Below are 19,374 nucleotides of genomic sequence, written 5' to 3' on the forward strand. Positions count from 1 at the left end.
CCGCCACCCGGGCGGCCAAATATACTTGAAATCATGGAGGGTTTAGCTAATGAACAAGAACAGGAAAAGTAGTGCGCTTTTACTTGCAACAACCATGCTTGTTGTTCTGGCATTGTCAGGCTGTAGCGGCGGCAAATCGGCGGGTAACACTCTATCTGAAGGAAATGGTGGCTCGACCAATTCAGGAGGCAAAGCAGAAACGGTAACCATCACCCATTACACAATAGATTCAGAAGACCGGACTTTTGTTGAGAAATTAATTCCTGATTTCGAAAAGCAGCACCCGAACATTAAAGTAAAAGTGGAAAAAGCACCTTATGAGCAGTTCGACAGCAAGCTGCAAACACTAATTGCCGGTGGCAAATCACCCGATGTGACAAGTCACTGGGGTTATGGAGGTTTCGCAGAATACTACAACAAGGATATGCTGCTCGATTTGACCGACCTTTTAAAAGAGGATGGCTTCAAGGCAGCCGATTACAACATCCCAGAGAACCTGATGAACATTTATAAGGTTAAAGATCACACATATGGTATCCCAGTTAATATGTATGTCACCTTGATGCTCTATAACAAAGACATGTTTGATGCTGCCAAACTGACTTATCCAACAAGCGATTATGAAGATAAGAGCTGGACGTTTGAAAAGATGGTCGACCAGGCTAAACAAATGACTCTCGTCTCCGATGATATTGCCAAAACACAATATGGCGTAGACTTCACCTGGTCTGAACGCGATATGCGGCCTTTATATTTTGGAGCGCAGCCTTATTCAGAGGATACATGGACTAATGGCGGCGTGCCTTCCGAGACTTATTTTGATTCCCCTGAAGTGATTGCTGCCTACAACAAACTCTTTGATCTCGTCTTCAAAGATAAAGTCTCTCCTTCCTCCGAGTGGAGCAAAAGCGTAGCCGGACAGAACGGTGATCCCTTTGTTGCAGGCAAAATCGGGATGTCTATCGGTGGCTCATGGAACCTTGCAGGTGCGAATGACTTTCCCTTCAAAATCGGCGTAGCCGCTGTACCATGGGGAGGCAACGATAAGGTCCGCAGCACACTTTACGTCGATCCGCTGCTGATCTTGAAGGACTCCAAACATCCGAAGGAAGCTTTGGAATGGATCAAATATTTGATCACTACCGAAGTGCAGGAGAAATCCATTGAGCTTAGTGGCGGTAACCCGCCAGTCAACACCGAAGCTGCTGAAGCTTACTATAAACATTTTGACGGCATCGATCCACAAGATATCAAAAATGTCTACGAGGGTGCTGTGAACTATGGCTTCGAATCCTACAACCATTTGATCACCAACTACTCGCAAATTAATGACATGTTCATTAATGAATTGCAGCCAGTAGAAACTGGACATAAGACGGTGGAAGAGGTGATGACGACGATTCAGAAAAAAGTTACGGAGATCATTCATCGTTAATATTTGGCAGATATGCCGTCCCTTTAGGGACGGTATACCTGTTTGAAATCATACGTTTAGCGGACAGTCTGCCAACCCTGTATACTAAAGGTAGAAAACAGGATCGGAAAATCTGCCGCGAGGAGAACTAGAGATGAAAGTGAGTATTTTTGATGTAGCCAAAAAATCAGGATTATCGGTTGTAACCGTATCCCGGGTCTTAAATGGGGCCGAATCGGTACGCGAGAATAATCGCCAGAAGGTGCTGGAGGCCATTAAAGAGCTGGATTATCGCCCTAATGCAGCGGCACGCAGTCTGGCAAGCGGTAAGACGGGAATTATCGGGATTATTGTCACGACCCTGCAGGATTCTTTTTTTGACGCAGTGGTCAAAGAGCTGAATGAAGTCTTAGCGATGCATGGTTATTTTTTGGCCATCTCCATCTCAGCAGGCATCGAATCGGATGATAGCCATTATTTAATCCAGGAGGATCGTGTAGACGGTTTGTTTCTACTCTCTCCGATGGAAGAGGATAATTATATTGTGGAATTAAAACGGCGCGGCATCCCCTATGTGCTGATTGATAACCAAAAGCCCGAGAATGACACCTACTCTATCACGATTGACAACTTCAAAGGTGGCTACATGGCTACCAGTCATCTGTTAGCGCTCGGTCATACGTCAATTGCTCATCTATGTGGACAGGAGATGTTCCGTAGTACGCGGGAGCGGCGTGCCGGATTCCTACAAGCGCTTGAGGAAAAAGGTCTTACTCCATTTGAGATTGTACATGGTGATTTCGAAATTGGAATGGGATACGAAACCTGCAAGCGTTGGCTGAACGAAGGACAATTACCTACTGCGGTATTCGCTGGCGATGACAATATCGCCCTTGGCGTCATCAACGCGTTAATGGAAGCTGGCATTCGGGTACCCGAACAAGTAGCTGTGATTGGTTATGATGATCATTATATTGCTTCACAGCTTCATCCATATTTAACAACGATCCGTCAGCCTTCGGACAAAATTGGATTAGCAGCTGCCGAAATGCTCTTAAAGCGTATCTCTGGAAAGATGAAGCGCGGAGCTGGAGTAAAGATTGACCCGGAGTTAATTGTACGGGAATCTACTACTTCCAATTAATTAAATCATATAAACAAGGAGTGACAACCATTGACTTACTACTTGGGGATCGATGGTGGAGGCACCAAAACCTATGCTCTGCTATGCGATGAACATGGCAATGTCCTCGGTAAGGGCAGGAGCGGTAACGGCAACCACCAGACAGGCGCACTTGAGGCAGCCAACAGCATTCGAGAGGCCACATTCGGGGCACTAGATGAGGCTGGACTCCGATTGGAGGACATCCAGCATACCTATCTTGGGCTTGCCGGTGCTGACCGAGAGGCCGATTATCTCATTCTCCATCCAATGATTCGCGAGATCGGATTTATCAATTACACCATTAACTGTGACACCATGATCGGATTACGTGCAGGGACGACTCGCCCTTATGGAGTTGCACTAATCTGCGGTACAGGCACCAATTCGGCAGGCAGAAACACGCGAGGAGAGCACTATCAGTGTGGTGGCTTTGACTACATGTACGGTGACTTCGGTGGTGGCGGTGCTCTCAACATTGAAGTCTTTCGTTCTGTCATAAGAGCTTGGGATGGACGGGAGCAACCTACCCTCTTGACCGGACTTCTACTCAACTTGCTAGGTTATGAGGAAGTTGCAGATATGTTTAATGATTTCCTCAATCATTGGAAAAGGGTCCCTGTTCATGCTGCTCGTTTGCTTTTCGAAGCAGCAGCTGAAGGAGACGCTGTAGCTTTAGAGATTCTAAATCGGCAAGGCGTTGAGTTAGGGAAGTCCGCTGCGGCAGTCATCCACAAGCTTGGGATGGAGCAGGACACCTTCGATGTGGTTCTGGCGGGAAGTCTGCTAACCCGTGGGGATCGCGGCTGGATTCGCGGACCTATTGAGAAAGCTGTACAAGCCGCAGCTCCACATGCAACTGTGGTGACTCTTGCCACAGAGCCTGTAGTAGGTGCCGTATGGTCCGCGATGGATCAAGATGGTTTGACCCTTAGTAGTGAAGCGTATGAGACCATGCGGCAATTTCAAGATTATGAATCGATCCAACAAACAAAAAAGACAGGAGTGGTTGATCTTGGCAACTAATCAAGGATTAAAGATCGCAGTTATCGGTGGGGGTTCTTCGTATACACCCGAATTGGTAGAGGGATTTATTCTTCATTACAAGGAGCTTCCTGTTCGTGAACTATGGCTCGTAGACATCGAACCTGGACTTCGCAAGCTGAATATCGTTGGAAATCTCGCTAAACGCATGGTTGAGAAATCCGGGCTTCCGATTGAAGTTCATCTTACAACAGACCGCCGGAAGGCTATCGAAGGTGCAGACTTCGTCAGCACTCAGATGCGTGTCGGTATGCTTGATGCCCGCGCACGTGATGAATCGATTCCTCTTAAATATGGTGTCATTGGTCAAGAAACGACAGGTCCTGGCGGAATGATGAAAGCACTGCGTACGATCCCTGTCATTCTGGATGTATGCCGGGATATCGAAGAGCTGGCTCCTAACGCATGGCTGCTCAATTTCACCAATCCTGCAGGAATGGTCACTGAGGCTGTTCTGAAATACTCCAAAGTAAAGAGTATCGGTCTATGTAATGCACCAATCGGCCTGATCAAACAAGTATCCGCCAAATATAACGTAGCTGCCGACCGTGTTTATGCCGAATTTGTTGGTCTGAATCACTTACACTGGATTACTCGAATCGACGTTGAAGGTGAAGATAAGCTGGATGAAATGCTCACAGAGGGCTACAGTGCCAAGAACGTGCCAGCCCGAGAGTGGAATCCAGAATTCCTAAAATCTCTTCGCGCCGTGCCTTCCTACTATTTAAAATATTTCTATATGACGGATGCCATGCTCGAAGAGCAGATGGAATCGTTTAAGCAAGGTATCAACCGTGCTGAAGTCGTCAAACGCGTAGAAGAAGAGCTATTTGAGCTATACGCCAACTTAGAGCTGAGCGAGAAACCGAAACAGCTAGAACAACGCGGTGGTGCTTTCTATTCAGAAGCAGCAGTTAATCTCATGAGATCGCTCCATAACGGTTCAAACGACATCCAGACCTTGAATGTCGCTAACCGTGGCATACTGGACTTCTTACCAGATGATGCAAGCATTGAAGTGAACTGTGTTGTCACCAAGAACGGACCACTACCTCTACCACTGACTAAGATTCCACCGATGGCCAAAGGGCTTATTCATGCTGTCAAAACCTACGAGCAGCTAGCCATTGATGCCGCTGTGACCGGTGACCGTGCGCTTGCCCTTCAGGCAATGGTGCATCATCCACTCGTTCCATCTGTAGATGTGGCGGTTCGTATGCTGGATGAAATGCTGGAAGCCAATAAAGAGTTCTTGCCGAACTTTTTTACTAAATAACCATAGAGATGAGGCGTCAATATGTCAGCTAAAGCGGTTTGGAAAGGCGATGTGAACCAAGCCATCTGCGCGTTTACATTTGATGATGGGCCTTCCCAGCTTCCCGTTGAATTATGGCTTGATGTTTTGGAGGAGGAAGGTGCTGTCGGCACCTTTTTCTTCACTGGGGAATGGATGGATCGCTATCCAGAGAAGGCGAGATTGATCCTGTCCCGTGGTCATGTGCTTGCTCCGCATACGTACCATCATCGGCGAATGGCCCAAGTGCCAAAGGCGGTATTCTTAGAGCAGTTGAAGCTGACTGAGCTGGCCTATCAGGACGCAACGGGTCTCCCTTCTCCCAATTTCATGCGTTTTCCATATTGCTCATTCCGGGAAGAAAATCTCGAGTGGCTGACAGAATGGGGCGATTATCTGGATATTGAAGGCGTTGACTGCGGAGATTGGTCTGGTATTTCTGCTGAAGAGATCATTGCCAGAGTTGAACCTACGCTTGAGAATGGAATCATTGTAGTCATGCATAGTAATGATGTTGCAAAAGGTTCACCGGATGCACTGAGAGCACTTATTCGGATCGCCAAGCAAAGAGGCTTGGAAAGTGTCGGCGTACCTGAGATCCTTGGGTCCATTGGCGTAGAAGTAAACCACAGACCCTGGAAAATAGTCGTAGACGTTCCCGCAGAGTTAGATCATCCCTTGGAAAATTGGATCGCTTTAGAAAATAGTAAGCAGCTTGCCGACCTCGCGACCCAGACAACTGAGTGGAACATTCCGCAATATACACTACATTTCACTTCTGAAAAGGAGTGGCTGGAGCATCTGGAGAGTCCACTAGAAGAGGTTGGAGTGACAGAGGATCGCGAGTTGTTTACCATACGGCAATTTGATGGCAGCTATTGGGGATATGTACGCGCCGGTGTCGTAGACAATACCCTTGTATTATTAGATTATGCGGCTAAAGAAGCGCAGGCTGATACCTTGGTATACTTGCTTCGCTGGGCTGCGGATACTTCAATCAGACTGGGCTTAACCCGGATCGAGGCTAGGCTGAATATTCGCAAAATGAGCGAGATGTGCAGACAGTTAGGCTGGCAGTCAGAGATAGTAGAAGATCAATAAGATATAATGTATTTCCTTAAGTCTGCTAAATTAAGCAGGCTTTTTTTATTCACCTCAAGTTTGCTGTAGCTTCTATTGCACCTATTTTAGCGTATTTCTCGAATCACCTGTGCAATGCCAGAAGAAATATCAGGCTCTTTTACACTAGATACGTTGAGCTTTAGAATGCTCTCCTTGGCGAAATACGGAAGGTAACCGCTATCCGCCATCTCCACTCGAATGAACTTTTTTTGCAGCCGTTTGATCATCTGCTCTGCTCTATAGTTCTCCTCCAATTTCAGATACGTATGCACGCCTAGCTGACTGGCTGGAACATAGGAATAATGCTCTTCAGATGCTGCATTTGCCTCCCTCATAATCGAATCATGGAGAAGCATGGATCTTTTTCCGTAGCAGGAACGCATCTTTTTTCGGTGGCGCTCGAACATTCCACTTTTCAAATACAACTCCAAGGCAGCTTGAGACAGCATAGAACTATCTATATCCATCAGTCTTTTGAATCGGTTAAAGGACTCACAGAGCACCTCAGGAAGTACAGCCACACCAACGCGCAGACCTGGGAATATAATCTTGGAGAAGCTTTTTAAATAGATAACGTGTGATGTATTGTCATAGGCATAAATCGGATCTTGCTTCGTATCCTGCTCCAGATCTGCCATGTAGTCATCCTCAACGATATACACATCGTATTTAGCTGCAAGCTGGGCAATCGCCTTCTTCTGGTTGCGGGTATAGGAAACGCCAAGCGGATTATGAAACCGTGGTACGGTATAGAAGAACTTGAACTGGCCCGTCTTAAATAACCGCTCTAATTCATTCAAGTCCACCCCGTCATCCGAACGCTGTATCCCCTCTGTCTCGATGTCGTACGTCTTCAAATACTCCATAAACAGTGGGTAACTCGGCTGTTCAATCAACACGCGCTCCCTGCCATTCGGAAAAGGAATACGGGTTAAGAGTCCAAGTGCTTGCTGCACACCAGAGGTGATGAAAATCTGTTTGGAATCAGCAAATACCTGATATGAGGCCAGTTGCCGCTGCATTTCACGGATCAGAGACGGCAGCCCTTGCGGCGTTCCATAGATAAACAAATCCTTACGGTACATATCGATCGCCTTATTAATACAATGTTGAAAATCTAGATACGGAAAAATATCCGGGTCCGGTGCAGATGCTGTAAAATCAATCCAGTGCGCGCCCTCTTCTTTTCGCTCCCCACTGCGTTTCATGACATAATATCCACTCTTTGACGCGGCATAGATTAGATGTTTGTCCTGAAGGTCTTGGAGTGCTCGAATAACCGTGCTCTTATTGCAATCATAACGTAGCGCCAGCTCTCGAATAGAAGGTAACTTGTCGCCCTCACGATATGTATCTTCAGCGATTTGTAATTCCAGATCGTTGATTAACTCCGAATACTTAAATATGCCCTTCACCTACCTCCGAGTCTATTTTGTACCGGTACAGATGAACAATAATTACATTGTAGCACAGCTGGTCTAGCCTTAGAATAAAGAGCATAACAGGACCGGTCCTAAATGCGCGCAACACTTTGGAGGTCTTATAGATGAATACATCTTCTACTCAAAAAGCGATAGTAGCTGCTGTCTTGAATGCTATTATTGTCGGGTTTTCTTTTATATTTGTAAAAATGGCTTTAACCGTCTCGGACCCATTCGATACGTTAGCTCACCGCTTCACGTTATCTTTCCTTGCCGCTTCATTATTTACTTTTCCAGGATGGGGGCGGGTAAAGTTTGGTATTTCCAAGGCAGCAGTGGTAATCCCACTTGCTCTACTATACCCATCGTTGTACTTTACACTTCAAGCCTTCGGACTTCTGCATACAACATCTGCTGTAGCGGGCATAATTCAGGCGACCATGCCCATCTTCACCATCATTTTAGCAGCGATGTTCTTGAAAGAAACTACGAGCGGTTTCCAGAAGATCTCCACCTTAATCTCGGTTGCAGGCATCATTCTTATCTTTGCCATTCCGGGCGTGAGAATTTCTTCCTCTAGTCTGTGGGGCGTCTTACTCATCCTAATCTCAGCGCTATCCCTTGCCGGCTATAATGTTGCGGCCCGAAAGCTGACACGAACTTGGAGTCCTAAAGAGCTCACTTATATGATTACTTTATTTGGATTTATATTTTTTAATGGATTATCGATCATTAAACATGGTTCGGCAGGAACCTTGAATCAATATTTCACACCTTTTCAGGAGCCAAAATTCATATTCTCCATGATTTATCTCGGTGTGCTATCTTCCCTCGTGACCTCCTTCCTCTCCAACTATGCTTTATCCCGAATGGAGGCTTCACGCGTGAGTATCTTCGGCAGTCTTTCGACAGTTGTCTCTATTCTTGGGGGTGTACTCCTGCTGAATGAACAGCTGGAATGGTATCATTGGACCGGCACGGTGATGATTATTGCCGGGGTGATCGGAGTGAATTGGCGGAAAAGGGCAAGGGTTCAAGCAAAAAGCGAGATTGGGTTGGACTAGATACATTTACGTAACAAAAAGACACCCCTCGAGGTGTCTTTTTGCTTTTACCTTTTCATTCTCTGTATTCTGTATCAAGCTGCGGTTATCACTGTTACTTCGACGTTTCTAACGCCTTGATTTTCTCTTTATATTGATCCAATAGTTTAGTTAAAGCTTCCTTAATCACAGTGGAATCTTTGGTTTTAGCCGCACTATTCAGATCCTCTTGGGCTTTGAAGAAGGCTTTATCAGCCTCACTAAGTTCTTGAATTGAAATCGTAGCTTCAGTTGATTCTACTGCCGCAATTGCAGCTACACCTTTAATTGAAGTAGAGGCAAAACTCTCCATCTTCTTATCATTAGGTAATACCTCAACATTGCGACCCGCTTCAATGTAACTCACGGGCAGAGCTTCAGCTGATCCAATCTCTTTCGATAATAGAACTCCCTCCGCCTGCTCAGAAGGTACAAGCTCAGAAACTGCGGTAATGCTAAATCCAGCAGCCTTATAATATTGATCCAAGGTCTTCTTCCAGTCTTCCAGGGTATTAGGTGCGTATGTTTTAGCCAGTTCCAGGGGATCTACCCAATCAAAGCTTATTAAGCTTGCAGAAAGTGATCCACTATTTGCTGGAGTAACCACGGCTGCTGTTGTTGTCTTCGCACTTTGATCGTTAGCTCCACTAGCTGCGTTCACTGCAGTCGGTGCGGCAACTGCGGAAACTAGTAAGGCGGACAACGCTAACTTTTTAAATATCATCTGTTGATTCATAAATACAACACTCCTCGTCGATTTGAATGATCTTACAAGTCCAAGCTTACAAAATGGGTGTGGCATAACATTGGTTAATTTGTGGAAAAACGATGGCAGCCCCCTATACCCACCTATGGATTGATATAATTGCAGAAGAATACTCTGGAGGTAACGAAATGAATACCAACTATCTCATTGCCGTAGTAGACGATGATCAGCATATACGTAATCTTGTAGAAGCCTATTTACAAAAAGAAAATTACCGCACGATCGGCCTTGGCAGCGCTGAGGAAGCTTGGACCTTATGGCAGACAAGCCCACCCGATATGTGGGTGCTCGACGTAATGTTGCCTGGCATGGACGGGTACGAGTTTTGTCGGCGGATTCGCAATGAAGCCGAGGTACCGATTATTATGATCTCCGCAAGAGATAATGAAGTGGATAAAATATTAGGCTTAGAGCTTGGCAGTGATGATTATCTGGTCAAGCCATTTAGCCCCCGGGAGCTAGTTGCTCGCATTAAACGCCAGTTACAACGCTGGTATAAAATGAGTAATCCCGTGGAACCCGCAATTAGTAGCCCACACCCATCGACGCAAATTGAAGTTAGCCACCTACAGTTATTATTGGAGGAAAGACGTGTGTTCTGGCACGGAAATGAGATTGAACTCACCAGCAAAGAATTCACCCTTCTAAAAGTTTTTGCAGCTTCTCCAAACCGCGCATTTACAAGAGATGAGCTGTTAACCTATGTTTGGGGAGATGACTATTTCGGGAGCGACCGCGCCGTGGACCATTTAATTAAACGAATGCGGAAAAAACTAGACCTGCTGCCGATTGAAGCCGTTTGGGGACATGGCTATCGTATGCGTATTGAGGAGGGAATGGAGATCAATGAAGCTAGCACATCAGATTAATTTAGCCTTTAGTATCGCCTTAGTACTGCTCCTGTCTATTACCGCTGTTGTGATCCACTTTGTACTGCTCAATCATTTTGTCGGTACACAAAAGGAGGAATTACGAAGCATTAGTTCCGCCATGTCAGCCACTATGATTCACGGTACCGCACACAAGGGAAACATCGAAACTGAGCTCCATGCGCTGCCCGCGATCATGCCTTCTTCTGTAGGTATTGCAAGCGTCGAGGCCATTCTTAGTGATGAGACTGGAAAAGTACTGTCCAGCTCATCAAATATGAGTTCAATCGCGGTAAATTCCAATACGCAGTTTGTCGCTGGTCAAACCTCTGATCTCCAGAATATTTGGAATGGAACAGATGCAAGATATATAACAGAAGTGAAGGCTACGCCAATAGGCACGCTAACTCTGCTTACACCTATGAGTGCAGTAACAAGCATTGAACAAGCTCTGTTCAAAAGACTACTAATCGTTTTCGTTGCAGCAGGGGCATTTATGCTCCTATTTGGACTGTTTATCACGAAAAAGCTAATCCAACCTTTAATGAAGCTGCAGGAAGAGCTGAAAAAGGTAAAGGAACGCCACTTTTCGGACGTTAAGCTAATTAAAGCTGGCGGAGAGATTGGTGCTGTCGCTAAGTCGGTATATAACATGGCTGGCGAATTGAATCGTTTTAACCACGTACAGAAGCAATTTTTCCAGAATGCGTCACACGAATTAAAGACCCCACTAATGTCTATCTCTGGTTATGCTGAAGGGATTAAGGATGGCATCTTCGAGGGGGAAGGAATCGATAAAGGTCTGGATATTATTATGAGTGAGAGTAGTCGTCTGAAGAAACTCGTTACAGAAATGACCCTGCTTGCGAAACTGGATAGTGAGGAGGATATATTTAGAACTAGCGAGCTTTCTCTGGACGATTTAGTCATAGAAACGATCGAACGCATGAACCCCCTTTTGATAAAAAAAGGGCTGACCCTACATGTATCGTACGATGACTGCGAGCCACTTACGATCCGGGCCGATAGAGATAAGCTGTTGCAAGCACTTCTTAATGTAGTTTCCAATGCAACTCGTTATGCAGACCAGCATATTTACATTCATGCTTCGGTTAAAGATGGCCAGGCTCTGCTCTCCGTTAGTGATGATGGCCCTGGCATATCAGAAGATCTGCTTCCATACCTGTTCCACCGATTTGTAAAAGGAAAAGATGGCGAATCAGGGCTAGGACTAGCCATATCCCGTGCGATCGTTGAGCGCTCTGGAGGTCTGATTTCAGCAGGGAACCGTAAGGATGGCGGTGCAGTGATCACCATGGGATTCCCTACACTCTCCCCTACCTAGACAGTTTTATGTCGAGCGAATACCAAAAAGCGATCCTCCTAAGCACCTCGAACTCAGTTCTTTCATTGTTAAAGAAGGCAACAAGGTAGCTATATTGACCATCAAGAGATTCCCTTTAGAGGAGATCTCTTTTTCGTCTTCAAATCTCTTTATCGTTCGTTTAATGGCCTTCGGATTTAGGGTAATAATAAAGAAACATGCTATTTAATGCATAATTTAAAACATCCTGTGTGACCTGGAGGTATTAAAATGAACAAGTTCGACGCTATTATTATTGGTTTCGGTAAAGGCGGAAAGACCCTTGCCACAGAACTAGCTAATCGAAAATGGAAAGTAGCCGTGATTGAACGCTCTAAGAAAATGTACGGTGGAACTTGCATTAACATCGCCTGTATCCCTACGAAATCCTTAGCTTATCAAGCCCATCAAGGGGAAGATTATATAGAAGCGGTCCATAATAAGGATCAACTTATTTCAAGTCTACGCCAAAAAAATTACGATAATCTAAATCAGAACGAGAATATAGAAGTTATCAATGGTGAAGCTTCCTTCTTATCGGATCACGAAGTCCAAGTAAAGGATGCCGGTGAGACGAAAACCTTAACCGCCGATAAAATCTTCATTAATACGGGCGCTGAAACCATCATTCCTACTATTGATGGGATACAAGATAGTAAGTTCGTATATACCAGCACATCCATTATGGATCTTAAGGAGCTCCCAACTAAACTAGCCATCATTGGTGGTGGTTATATTGGATTGGAATTCGCGTCGATCTACAGTCAATTCGGCGCACAGGTTACGGTGCTGGAGGGTTCCCCGAAATTCATTCCTAAAGAAGACCGCGATGTCGCGGACGCCGTCCTCCAAACCTTTACCAAGAAGAACATTGAGGTCAAACTGAATGCAAAGGTTATAGGACTGAAGGATGTTAAAGATGGAACCGTTATCTCCTTTTCGATAGATGGTGCTATTCAAGAATTGAAAGTCGATGCTGTTCTGGTTGCGACAGGTAGAAAACCAAACATTGAGGGATTAAATTTAGAAGCAGCCGGTGTAGAAGTTACAGATCGGGGAGCTATTAAGGTGGACCCTTCCCTAAAAACCACCGTTCCCCATATATGGGCCCTCGGAGATGTCAAAGGCGGATTACAGTTTACCTACATCTCATTAGATGATTATAGAATTGTACGAAATGATCTCTTCGGCGATCATTCCCATACCACAAATGACCGTGACGTTGTTCCATACAGTGTATTTATTGATCCCCCACTATCCAGAGTAGGAATAAGTGAAGAAGCAGCCGTCGAACAAGGACTTGAAATTAAAGTCGCTAAGTTGCCTGCAGCAGCTATTCCACGTGCTCGCTTAATTAATGAAACCGAGGGCTTCCTAAAAGCAATTGTGGATGCAAAAACCAATAAAATCCTCGGAGCTACATTGTTCTGTGCGGAATCTAGCGAAGTGATTAATATCGTGAGCATGGCAATACAAACAGGGCAAGATTTTACCTTTTTGAGAGATCATATCTTTACTCACCCTACAATGAGTGAAGCTTTGAATGATTTGTTCTCACAGATCAAAGAATAATACTACATGCATGGCAAACAAAAAGACACCCTTTAGGGGGGTGTCTTTTACTTTTACTATATAACACGATGCTGAACCCACTTCTTACCCATGAAACGCCGTAGAAATATGAATCCTCTTATTCCCCACTCACAGTTCATAGCTAACCAAACCCCAAGTAGACCGAAATCGAGAACAATACCTAAGATGTATCCGAGTACTACGCGGAACAACCACATACTCAGCATAGACACCATGGATGTAAACTTGGAATCTCCTGCTGCTCTAAGCGCTGATGGTGTTATGAAGCTAATAGACCAAAGCGGTATTTGTACGATTGTATTGATAAGTACAATTATAAAGATATCTCTCACTATCTCCGCAGGTGGATGGAACATCGAAACTAGCGGATGGAAGAAAGGCATAACTAACAATCCCATCACCACAAAGGAAAGGGAAGATGCTACGAGAAACGATTTAATAAATTTCCGGGCATCCTTAACATTATTGCTTCCCATACATTGTCCGACCACTGTAATAATCGTCAAAGACAGCGCATTGCCCGGAATTTGCATAATCCCCGCAAAGGAAGAGGCGATAGCATTTGTAGCAAGCGCGTAAGTACCGAGACTGACGATAAAGACTTGCGTCAGAATCTTACCACCATTAAAGAACATCTGCTCCGCCGCAAACGGCATACCAATGAACATTATTTTTTTGAGCATGGAGAATTGAACCACCAGTAAGTCACGAATTCGAATATGCAGTTCATTGTCCATGCGGAACAGATAATACAGAGCGCATATCGCGCCCAAATATCGAGCTATATTTATAGAAATGGTCATTCCTAGAACGCCCATATGCAAAAGGTTAATAAATACGAGATTCAAGAGAACGTAAACTAAATTCATAATGAGCGATAGCGCAAGCGAGGCTCTCGTCCTTCCGATTCCCCGAAGAGCACCACACACTGCCTCTACCACAGCTATACCAAGATAGGAGATACAGCTCCCAATCAAATAGATTCGGGCGTTGTGCATTACCTCGGGTGAAGCTGCTCCAAATAGTACGTTCAACAGCGGCTTGTGAAAAAGAATACCAAACATACCAATAATAAAAGCCATAAGGGAAACCGACGAAGTCGCGCCTGCGGTAGCCTTTGACACCATAAGACTATTGCCGCTTCCTTTGTACTGCGCTACGACAACCGTACCACCTGTTGATACCGCGATAAACACACTAATGAGAAAAAGATTAAGAGAATCAATCATGTTCACCGCACTGATAGCTGCCACACCGGACGAACTGATCATAGCCGTATTCACTAGATTTAGCCCCACTATAAAGGCTTGATCTACCAGAATAGGGATAAATAAAGCAATCATATGGCGATAATCTAACGATTCTCCTGAAAAATATTTTTCAAGAAACCGCACACTTCGCTTCGTATTGACATTTACATTAGGTTCCATCTTCGCTTCACTTCTTTTACATTAGAGTTATCCAAATCTGAAATATCCTTATAAATAGAAAAAGGCTCTTCAGGTTGAAGAGCAATTCAAAAGTACGGCTAATTTATGAGCACTTAGGTATGCGGTCGAGAGGACTCGAACCTCCACGGGGATTAACCCACACGGACCTGAACCGTGCGCGTCTGCCAATTCCGCCACGACCGCACAAAATTTAAAAGAATCATGCAGTGCAGAACTAAATTATCATATATTAGCGCAAAGGGCAATACCTAATGTAAAAAGAAAAAGTGTACCGAGTCCCTATTAGGGATCATCGATACACTTTTTAGAAGAACTATCGGATTATGAAGCTTGTTCAAGCATACGGTAGATAATGACTGCCGCTTGAGCGCGGTTAGCTATGCCCTTAGGTGCAAATTTACCACCCTCAACACCGTTAACAATTCCCAATTGGGTCAGTTGTGCTATAGCGTCCTGTGCGTAAGGAGCAATACTGGACTTGTCTGCAAACTTGCCCAGCGCTGCATTCTTATCAATCGGCTGTAGTTTATCTTTCAATGCATTAGCAATCATAATAGCCATCTCTTCACGAGTCACTTCACGGCCCGGTTCGAATTTACCATTTCCAGAGCCTTGTACAAGTCCGGCCTTCACCGCAAGGGCGATAGAATCTGTGTACCAAACTCCTTGTTTAACATCGCTGAATGAACTGGTTGTTGCCGAACCCGTCAGATTCAGTGCGCGTACCAGCATTGTAATAAATTCTGCTCTAGTCACTGTTTTGGTTGGTGCAAAAGTATTAGCATCCAATCCTTTTATAATACCCTTAGCAGCCAATGCTTGAACAGCTTCTTGCGCCCAAGCTACCTTACCCAGATCTTTGAAGTTTGCTGCTGGAGCAGTAGTTGGCGCTGGTGTTGCTGTTGGTGCTGTCGATGGCGCTGGTGTTACTGTTGGTTTTGGTGCTGTTGTTGGTGCCGTTGTTGGTGCCGTTGTTGGTGCTGTTGGACTAGGTGTCGGCGTAGGATTTACATCCTTCAAATTGTTAACAATCCGACCTTCAATAGCTGCTTTAATCTCTTTTCTATCAAATGTGTTCACAATATAGTCGTAGAATACGTCCAAATCAATAGGCCCAGCCAATGAGTCACTAGCTTCAGTCAGAACCTTGTAATTATCCCCACCTGCAGCCATAAAGTTGTTTACTACAGCTGTATACTTCTGCGTAGGATTAATTGCTTTTCCATCGGTTAATGTGAGGCTCGCGATGCGGTCAGGTACTGGAAGATACATGTTTGCTGTATATTTCAATCCCGAAATTTGCAGCGTTTTGATATCTGGTGTTCCATCAGCTTTTACATTCCATTGCTGTTGCAGCAACGTTTTAATTTGTGCCCCAGTCAGTGTCAGCTTCACAAGCGTATTGCCGAATGGCTGAATTTTGGCAAGGTCTCCGAAGGTTACAGGACCCTTTGGAAGATCCGCACGGATACCACCTGGATTCATAAAGGCAAAATCAGCAGCCTTTGCACCATCGCCGAAATCAGCAGTACGCATAGCGTCAGCAATCAGGTTACCAAGCGCAGCCTCATTGTTGTATGCATCAGTACGAGTGATAGTTCCGTCTGTTGTACCTACTGGTTGAGTAAGTTCAGGATGCTTCTCAAGGTAAGTATTAACCAGCGCTACACTTTCCGGATCCGGTGTTACACCGTCATGGAAGGTCGAGGTTACTACAGCAGACTTTTCCTTCACATCACCTGTTTTAGGATCAATGATCAGCTTGATATCTTCAAATGCTGTACCGTAAGAGTATGCTTGTACAATCAGCTTGCCGTTTACCGTTCCATTTGCCAGAGCATGGTTATCACCAGCAACGATAACGTCAACAGGGGAGTTCGCAGGAAGCGCATTAGCTAGATCAGCTGCTTCACCTGTAGTTTTGCCATCTTTAGTTGTGGCAGGATCATGCGCAAGCACGATAATCGTTTCAACACCATTAGATTGAAGCTCTTTAGCATATTTTTCAACAGCCGCCACTTCCTCCTCAGGAGTGAGGAAATATACGCCAGCTGTGCCGGAAGGCGAAACTTTGCCTGGTGTAGCCTTCGTTACAAGGCCAATAAAGCCGACCTTCACACCGCCCACTTCTTTAATTACATAAGGCTTAATAATCGGGTCGCCAGTTTTGGCATTCACCGCATTGGCATTAACATAATCAAAATTCGTACCCTTGTGGGTAACATTGCTGTCTTTAGGGTCCACACCGCCATAAAGTTGCGTCATTAGTGCATCGACACCTTGGTCAAATTCATGATTACCCAGGGAACCCACATCAAATCCCATCATGTTCATCCACTCAATCGTCGGTTCATCGCGTTCAAGCGAGGATACAGGAGCAGATGCACCTACGGAATCTCCGTTGTGGAAGAGTAGAGCATTGTCATATTTAGCCCGTGCTTCCTTCAGATAAGTCGCAAGAATAGCAGCTGTTCCCACATTCTTGTTGCTTACTGTAGAAACTGTATCCAGTTGGCCATGGAAATCATTGATTCCCAGAAGGTGAACTTCTACATCCTTAACTGGGAGAGCCAGTTTATAAATACTAAATCCCTTAATATCTTTTGCACCAGTATCCTTAATGTTGGATGGCACAACTTTTGCCGCTTCTGGTGACGAAGTAAAGGTGATATTCACATCATCCGAAATAGGAGCCAAAGACCAGTTCCCATCCGCAGAAGGATCAATGGTACCTACTTCTCTGATGTAATCCATGAGGATCTGGCGATTCTCATCTTGTGAATCGACTACCATCTCTGAACCTTTCACACCCGGGAAGTTCCCACCACCACTTGCGCGGTAATTGTTAGTCACAACAATAAAATCTTGGTTTGGATCCAAAGTTTTACCTTTATACGTAATTTGCTTCACACGACTCGATGAAGCATCGTTAATTGTTCCGGTAGGGGTATATTTTGCAGGTTTAGTTACATCAATTGTGTATTTAATGCCATCAATGACATCGAAGTTATAAACCGCAAAATCTCCATTGAGCAAACTTTGTGAAGCTGCACTTTTCACATCGATGGTATTAAATGCGCCCGCACTCATTTCAACCCATTCCTTAACAACAGAGCCTTTGACTTTAATAGCTTTCAGCGTGTTGTCATACAGGTACAAGTCACTCGCACTGCGAATAGTCAGCGGACCTTTCTCAATACTCGTATACTCAGAAGGACCGTTACGTCCAGCCTTGAAAGGAGCGCCAACGCTGAGAATCGGAAGATTTTTGTACTGTGGAAGGTTGGTGTCAATATACTTCTCCACATACCACTTCTGGGCATTGGTAACAATTTGCACGGTAGGATCGTCCTGAACCATTGCAAAATAACTGTTCATCGGAGCGGTAGTAACGCCTAGCTCTTGGTCTGTATAGTCAATAGTAGCCTGGTGGTCTGCCGCAACAGCAGCATCAATAGCAGGATCCGGTTTAGCATTGGCTATGGAGCGGGTCGAAGCTTTAGAGTTCTTTTTGTCGACCTTCCATTTGCCGCCTTCCTGCACCAGATTAAGATCAATCAGCCCCAGGTAACCCCCACCGTAACCTGCTTGCACAGCCGGAGTAGTATTAATGTGGCCGTAAACATTATCAACAACGGATTGAGCGTTATTATATGGTAGTTTTGTTAATGGATCTTTAAAAGAAGCATCAAGCGTTGCATTATCACCTGTTGGGAACGCTTTGTGGGTGTGCGAGAAAGTAATCGCATCGATGCCTTCAACTTTACTTAAAAGATTGATAGCGTTTTCCGCATCAGTACCTTCAACTGCATTTGCATCGAAGCCGGTATGTGCCATTGCTACGATTACATCGACATCCTCACTCTTCAGGATAGGAACATATTTCGCTGCAGTTTCTGCAATGTCCTTGGCGATGACATGGCCTTCCAGATTAACCTTGTCCCATTCCATAATCTGAGGGGTTACAAGGCCAAGTACGCCGATTCTAATTTCCTGAGGTTGGTTATCGCTATCCATTATTGTCTTGTCGATAATGACATAAGGGTCAAAAGCATTTACGTCATTGTCTGGGTTACCATCTTTATCATCAATATATATATTGGCATTTACATAGGGGAAGTCGGCACCACTCAATGGATTATTAGCACTGCCCTTAATAGTACGTTTCAAGAAATCCAGCCCATAGTTGAATTCATGATTACCAAAAGTCGCAACATCATATTCCATAATATTCATAGCCGCAATCATAGGGTGTAGCTTAGTCTCTGATTCTACTAAATTACTTTCATTCGCGATGTAAGTACCCAATGGCGTACCTTGAATCAAGTCCCCATTGTCGAGCAGAAGATTATTATCAGGATATTCGCTCCTAGCATAAGTAACCAACGTAGCTGTCCGATCGAGTCCTACAGTTGTAGAAGCTGCATTCTTAAAATAGTCCCAGCCGTAGACATTGGTGTGTACGTCCGTGGTGCTCATCAACCGGAGTTTGGCTGTGGCATCAGATGCGGCTTCGGCTTTGTCCGGACTCCAAACCGTACCCAAAACGACTCCACCTAGTACCTGTGCTGAAAGCACTGCAGTTGCTAGTACAGAAGCGAGAGGCTTGTTCCATCGTGTCTTCCATCCCATAAAGATTTATTCCCCCTAGTAGTTTTTACATAATTTCGGTGATATTATATCACACAAACATGACGAAAAAGTATAGGATTGTAAAATTAATATAAATTCGTGTCAAATATATTAACGTGTGAAGAAAGACCTAGGTCACATTTTTATTTTATTAGATCAAG

Annotated in this window: 13 protein-coding genes and 1 tRNA gene; 9 read left to right on the forward strand and 5 right to left on the reverse strand. The window is 44.8% G+C overall.

Annotation, left to right across the window (positions count from 1 at the left end; genetic code table 11):
• Positions 1-49 precede the first annotated feature (49 nt).
• The 5 genes from MKY52_RS07940 (at position 50) to MKY52_RS07960 (ending at position 6,015) form a co-directional block, all read left to right on the forward strand.
• Positions 50-1,435 carry an ABC transporter substrate-binding protein gene (locus tag MKY52_RS07940; protein WP_339244322.1) on the forward strand — a complete coding sequence of 462 codons (1,386 nt, stop codon included), beginning with the start codon at positions 50-52 and terminating at the stop codon, positions 1,433-1,435.
• A gap of 133 nt (positions 1,436-1,568) precedes the next feature.
• Positions 1,569-2,558 (forward strand): LacI family DNA-binding transcriptional regulator, encoded by a 990-nt coding sequence (locus MKY52_RS07945; RefSeq protein ID WP_042184112.1) that lies wholly within the window; start codon positions 1,569-1,571, stop codon positions 2,556-2,558.
• Positions 2,559-2,588: 30 nt separating this feature from the next.
• Positions 2,589-3,602, forward strand: a complete 1,014-nt coding sequence (locus MKY52_RS07950; protein WP_341050849.1) for an N-acetylglucosamine kinase — start codon at positions 2,589-2,591, stop codon at positions 3,600-3,602.
• A complete protein-coding gene (locus MKY52_RS07955) occupies positions 3,592-4,896 on the forward strand; it encodes a 6-phospho-beta-glucosidase (protein WP_445670987.1) in 1,305 nt (434 codons plus the stop codon). Before MKY52_RS07950 ends, MKY52_RS07955 begins: the two co-directional genes overlap by 11 nt.
• A 21-nt stretch (positions 4,897-4,917) precedes the next feature.
• Complete coding sequence (locus MKY52_RS07960) at positions 4,918-6,015, forward strand: polysaccharide deacetylase family protein (RefSeq protein WP_341050853.1); 1,098 nt, start codon at positions 4,918-4,920, stop codon at positions 6,013-6,015.
• Positions 6,016-6,101: 86 nt separating this feature from the next.
• Here the strand turns inward: MKY52_RS07960 and MKY52_RS07965 are convergent, their stop codons facing one another.
• Entirely contained in the window at positions 6,102-7,442 is a 1,341-nt protein-coding gene (locus tag MKY52_RS07965; protein ID WP_341053366.1) for an aminotransferase-like domain-containing protein, read from the reverse strand.
• Positions 7,443-7,582: 140 nt separating this feature from the next.
• Here MKY52_RS07965 and MKY52_RS07970 point away from each other — a divergent pair, with 140 nt between their 5' ends.
• Positions 7,583-8,521, forward strand: coding sequence for a DMT family transporter (locus MKY52_RS07970; protein ID WP_341050855.1), 939 nt, complete (start codon positions 7,583-7,585; stop codon positions 8,519-8,521).
• A 94-nt stretch (positions 8,522-8,615) separates the two neighbouring features.
• Here the strand turns inward: MKY52_RS07970 and MKY52_RS07975 are convergent, their stop codons facing one another.
• Positions 8,616-9,275 carry a hypothetical protein gene (locus tag MKY52_RS07975; protein ID WP_341050857.1) on the reverse strand — a complete coding sequence of 220 codons (660 nt, stop codon included), beginning with the start codon at positions 9,273-9,275 and terminating at the stop codon, positions 8,616-8,618.
• A gap of 158 nt (positions 9,276-9,433) precedes the next feature.
• On the opposite strand from MKY52_RS07975, the gene MKY52_RS07980 reads away from it, so the two are divergent.
• From MKY52_RS07980 to MKY52_RS07990, 3 genes are all read left to right on the forward strand, one after another.
• Positions 9,434-10,174, forward strand: a complete 741-nt coding sequence (locus tag MKY52_RS07980; protein ID WP_341050860.1) for a response regulator transcription factor — start codon at positions 9,434-9,436, stop codon at positions 10,172-10,174.
• A complete protein-coding gene (locus MKY52_RS07985; protein WP_341050863.1) occupies positions 10,152-11,519 on the forward strand; it encodes a sensor histidine kinase in 1,368 nt (455 codons plus the stop codon). Before MKY52_RS07980 ends, MKY52_RS07985 begins: the two co-directional genes overlap by 23 nt.
• A gap of 249 nt (positions 11,520-11,768) precedes the next feature.
• A complete protein-coding gene (locus MKY52_RS07990) occupies positions 11,769-13,109 on the forward strand; it encodes an FAD-dependent oxidoreductase (protein WP_341050865.1) in 1,341 nt (446 codons plus the stop codon).
• A gap of 56 nt (positions 13,110-13,165) precedes the next feature.
• Here the strand turns inward: MKY52_RS07990 and MKY52_RS07995 are convergent, their stop codons facing one another.
• The 3 genes from MKY52_RS07995 to MKY52_RS08005 form a co-directional block, all read right to left on the reverse strand.
• Positions 13,166-14,560 carry an MATE family efflux transporter gene (locus MKY52_RS07995; RefSeq protein WP_341050867.1) on the reverse strand — a complete coding sequence of 465 codons (1,395 nt, stop codon included), beginning with the start codon at positions 14,558-14,560 and terminating at the stop codon, positions 13,166-13,168.
• 120 nt (positions 14,561-14,680) lie between these two features.
• Positions 14,681-14,764: transfer RNA gene (locus tag MKY52_RS08000), tRNA-Leu, on the reverse strand.
• Between the two features lie 138 nt (positions 14,765-14,902).
• Positions 14,903-19,213: a bifunctional 2',3'-cyclic-nucleotide 2'-phosphodiesterase/3'-nucleotidase gene (locus tag MKY52_RS08005; RefSeq protein ID WP_341050869.1), complete on the reverse strand. Its 4,311-nt coding sequence runs from the start codon at positions 19,211-19,213 to the stop codon at positions 14,903-14,905.
• Positions 19,214-19,374: the final 161 nt, after the last annotated feature.

Source organism: Paenibacillus sp. FSL P4-0184, from assembly GCF_038004625.1.
Classification (GTDB): Bacteria; Bacillota; Bacilli; order Paenibacillales; family Paenibacillaceae; genus Paenibacillus_AQ.